The 4,123-nt window shown below is 67.8% G+C and carries 4 protein-coding genes; 2 read left to right on the top strand and 2 right to left on the bottom strand.

Annotated features, from left to right (window positions below):
- Positions 1-244: hypothetical protein (locus tag QH290_RS21360; RefSeq protein ID WP_425303632.1), on the top strand; the 244-nt coding region annotated here is incomplete at its 5' end.
- A 70-nt stretch (positions 245-314) separates the two neighbouring features.
- A complete protein-coding gene (locus tag QH290_RS21355; RefSeq protein WP_280384697.1) occupies positions 315-1,529 on the top strand; it encodes an FAD-binding protein in 1,215 nt (404 codons plus the stop codon).
- On the opposite strand, the gene QH290_RS21350 is transcribed toward QH290_RS21355, so the two are convergent.
- Both QH290_RS21350 and QH290_RS21345 read right to left on the bottom strand, forming a co-directional pair.
- The gene (locus QH290_RS21350; protein WP_280384695.1) at positions 1,466-2,521 is read right to left on the bottom strand and encodes a hypothetical protein; all 1,056 of its coding nucleotides are present in this window, start codon (positions 2,519-2,521) and stop codon (positions 1,466-1,468) included. The two genes, QH290_RS21355 and QH290_RS21350, sit on opposite strands and share 64 nt — an antisense overlap.
- 8 nt (positions 2,522-2,529) lie before the next feature.
- Positions 2,530-4,123, bottom strand: a 1,594-nt coding sequence (locus QH290_RS21345; RefSeq protein WP_425303631.1) for a hypothetical protein, incomplete at its 5' end; no start/stop codon positions are given.

The raw sequence follows: 4,123 nt of genomic DNA, 5'->3' as shown, positions 1-4,123 counted from the left end.
GCCGGGTGCCGCACCGGCCCCGGCAGCCCCGGCAGCCTCCGCTCCCCCCGCCGCCTCCGCGGTCCCGGCCACGAACCCCCCGGCACCGCCGAGCCCGGCACCGACCGGCCCCGCGGTCACCGCGGCGGCCTCTCGGATGCGCAATCCCGCCGCCCGCCCGGCCGTCACCACGAGCCGGGAGAACGATTCGGGCGCAACGGAATCGGAGGAGACGGAGCAGGAAGACTTGGCGATCGACGTGTGAGAGGTGTGCACTGGCCCCCATCGACGAGTTCGACACCGACTTCGGCGGATTACGTTGCGCCACACCGGGGGTGGTTCATCGGGCGCCCTCGGCGTTTCCCGCCGCCCTGCTCGGTTCCGGCCGCCCCCTGACACTGCGGGGCGCCGGGCATTCGTGCGACGGGCAGACGGTCACCGACGGTGAGCTGCTGGTCACCTACGCACCGAAAGCCGTTGCGCCACAGGTGCGGGAGCTCGGTGCCGACCTGTTCGAGGCACCCGCCGGGATGAGCTGGTACGGGCTGGAGCGCTACCTGAACCGTCGCGGCAGATCGTTTCCCGTCCTACCCAACCACCTGCACATGTCGGTCGGCGGCACGCTGTCGGTCGGCGGGATCGGGATCGACTCCGTCCGGCACGGAATGCAGATCGATCACGTGGAGCGAATCCAGCTGATCGACGGCACCGGCACCAGCCGCTGGTGCTCACGAACCGAACACCCGGAGCTGTTCCGGTTCGCGCTCGGCGGACTCGGCACGGTCGGCCTGATCGAGCGCGCGGTGCTACGCACGGTGCCGTATCGCCGAGATACCCACCTGCACAGAACATGTCACACCGGCCTGGCCGACCTCGCCGAACACACGGAGGAGATCGCGCGGCGCGACGACGTCGACGTCCACTGGGCGACGATGCGCCGCGGCAGGATCTTCTCCGTCACCGGCAGTCGCGGCCACGCTCCGCGGCGATGCGATATCGACGGCTGCTCGGTCGTTTCCGACCTGCCGTTCGACGGCCATCCCGAACCCGACCACGGGCCTCGGCATTCCGACCGTGGCCGCATGTGGTCCGACTATGTCGTTCCGGCAGGGAAGCTCGCGCCGATGCTCGGGGCGGTCGAGACGCTGCGACAACGACCGCCGTTGCGGCACATTCCGACGATGGTCTATCTACTGATCGTGCGTCGCCCGCACCCCGGCTCGTCGTTCGCCTTCGCACCGGTCGGTACCTCCCCGGTCTCGATCGCGGTGGGCGTCTACACCTCGGTCGATCGAGATCCGGCCGCCGTCGCCGCCGTACGCGCAGCGTTCGGCGAACTCTTGCGGAGCTGTTGCGAATTGGGCGGTCGCCCTTACCTTTACGGCGTCACCGATCTCGAAGGGGCAGTGGCGGAACACCTGTACGGACCAGCGCTGGACAGGCTGGTCGAGCTGCGCCGCGCGCACTGCGTGACGCACCTCAACGCTCACCTGCCGCTCGTGCGCGCGGCCTCCGCGCGAGGCCGGTCGGACCAAGTGGGCGTGCCGTAGACGTTGAGTTTGTCGATGCCGTGCTCGGCCGAGACGCCGAGCCCCAGTGCCGACCAACGCCATTGCGCCCCATGCGATCGCGCTGCCTGTGCGAGTGCGTCCACCGCCTCGGTCGTGCCGTGATGCCGTTCGGCGAGTTCGTCGACGATCCGGGTCACATCGTCGATTCGGCGGGTCGCGACGGAGAGCGCGAAGGACGGGGCAGCCTCCGAACTCCGGGAGCGGCAGACGAAATAGTCGTAGTCGTGCAGGCGCGCCGGATCGGCGCCGCATCGAACGAGTTCGGACAGGGCCTCCCAGGCCGGATCGCCGAAATGGCGGACCAGCTTCATCGGCACGGCGGGATCGCGGTCTCGCGACGTCAGGTAGACCTTGTGGTTCACTTCCCCGCGCGCGTCCACCTCGACCGCGACAACGGCGTACTTGAAGAGTTCGTCGTGCTCGGAGACGGACGTCAATCCGGCGAAACCGGGCCATCCCGCGGCGAGCCGGTCCCATGCGCCCGGCACGATCGACGGGCTTCCGTACACCTTGAGACGGGCGATGTGATGCGGCACCGCCGCGTCGTGAACGACCCCGATCCAGGTCGCAAAGCGCACTCGCGCAGGGATTTTCGCGGGCTCCGGGTACAGCGTCGCGATAAAGGACCGGAACAGCTCGGCCACGGTCTCGTCACCGTTCGGCAGCGAGGCGGCCAGATCGCGGATCGCGGCGAGCTGAGCGTCGACACGTGCCGCGAACTCCGTCGCCTGTGTCGCGGCCTCGGTGAGATAGCGAACGACGGGCGCGTATCTCCCCTGCCCGCCGACCGCGCTCACCTCGAACGGGATACCGGACAGGGTCAGGCCACTGGCGCGTCCGCCTGTCGGCCCGTGCGCGACCAGCTGTCCGCCGCAGGCGCGTTCCAGCCCGGCGCGCACGGACGCCGGGTCGCACGCTGGACCCAACCGCTCGACCACGTCGGTCAAGTAGTCCCCGGCGGCCGCGACCATCGGCTCCGTCACACGCGCTGGGTGGTCGCGGGGCCTGTCGATGGGGTGGCGGGGCTGGCGGACCCCAAGGTCTGAGCCGACTGGGCACCGTTCGGCGGGCGGAAGAACCCTTCGAAATCTTCGCCCTGGACGATGGGTACCAGCCGCTGACCGGAGATCATCCGGGGACCGTTGCCGTCGACGACAACCATGGCGCTCTGGTCTCCCCACTTCACGACATCGCCGGTTTTCGGGCCGTCCTCGACCCTCGGCCAAGGATGTTCCGGTGTATCGGGCGCCGCGATTCCGGCGTACGCCGCATTCGCATCGCTGCCGTTGGGGACCTGCATCGCCTTCTGCAATGCCTCGGCCACCCCCGAGGGAACCTGCTGCGGATCGACGCCCTGCATCTTCAGGTCCACCATGGCATTGGGGTTGGGATTGGGCGCCGGTGTCGAATCCGCCGCGGCCACAGCGCCCGTGGGCGCCCCGCCCGCGGAAGCCTGTGCGAGGTCCGCGCCGGGCATCGGGGACGACGACGACCCGGGCTGGTACAACGCATTCTCGACATTTCCCCCGCTGCCGTTCTCGGGCCGCGTCTGGCCACCCATTCCCTGCTGGCCGCCCAACATCTGCTGGAACGGAAGGCCCATCGACGCCGCGGCCGGACCCAGCACCGAAGCGAGTGGCCCCAGCGGGTTCGCGGCCTGATTGTTGGCGGCCTGCTGGGTACCCTCGGTAGTCCCGGTGGCCGATTCCTTGATCTCGTCGATGGCCTGCTGAATGCGATCCGTGCCGCCGGTTCCGGTCCCGTCGTCGGTGTCCCCGCCCAGCGGATCGCCCGACGCCGTCGGGTCGTCGACCTGCTGGAAGGCACCGTCCTCGGGAGTTTCGTTCCCCAGGCCGAGATCCTCCGGTTTCAGAGGATCGCCACCGTTGTCCGGGGTCTCGGGAGTGTTGACGGGCGTATTGGGCGTGCCGCCACCGTTATTGGGTGTATCGCCACCATTGTTGGGCGTATCGCCACCATTGTTGGTCGGCTGGCCCTGCTTGGCCGTCTTGTTGTCCCCGCCGTCGGTCGGCTTACCCTTCTTGCCGTCGTCACCTTCGGGGTCCGAGTTATCCACGTGGCCGGACTTCTTCCGGATATACTCTGCCGCCGCCGCGTAGGCCTTGTCCCACCCCGCTGCCGCGAGCTCGATGGCCGCGAGGTATTTCTGTTCCGCCGCGGGAGTCAGCTCGAACTCTCCGGAATCCTTGTTCTTCTTGAAAAGCGGGTGACCCTCACCGATGGGAAATGTCTTGTCCGGGAGGTAGTCGAGCCCCTCCATATCCTTCTTCCCGGCGACATAATACAACTCGTTGCCGTCTTTGCTTCGTTTGAGAGTGCCTGCATCCGGGGCTTGATTGTCGACCTTCGGGAAGTTCCACTCCAGAAGCTGTTTCAACTCCTTGTACACGCCCGTGAGCGTGTTGAACAGTTCCTTGCTCTTGTCGTTGGCCTCGAAGGCGTCCTTGTCGACCTTCCCTTTCCACTTCGCGCGCTCGTCCTGGAGCTTTTTCAGATGATCGGTCAGACCCGAATGGTTCTCGCGCAGCTGCGATACACCTTCCGCGGTGTCG

Origin of the sequence: Nocardia wallacei (assembly GCF_029869545.1) — a bacterium.
GTDB lineage: Bacteria > Actinomycetota > Actinomycetes > Mycobacteriales > Mycobacteriaceae > Nocardia > Nocardia wallacei_A.
This window is presented reverse-complemented; position numbering and strand designations above follow the sequence as displayed.

Excerpts from the sequence above, each read along its gene's own strand:
- QH290_RS21350 (WP_280384695.1), bottom strand. The coding sequence starts at position 2,521 with ATGGTCGCGGCCGCCGGGGACTACTTGACCGACGTGGTCGAGCGGTTG.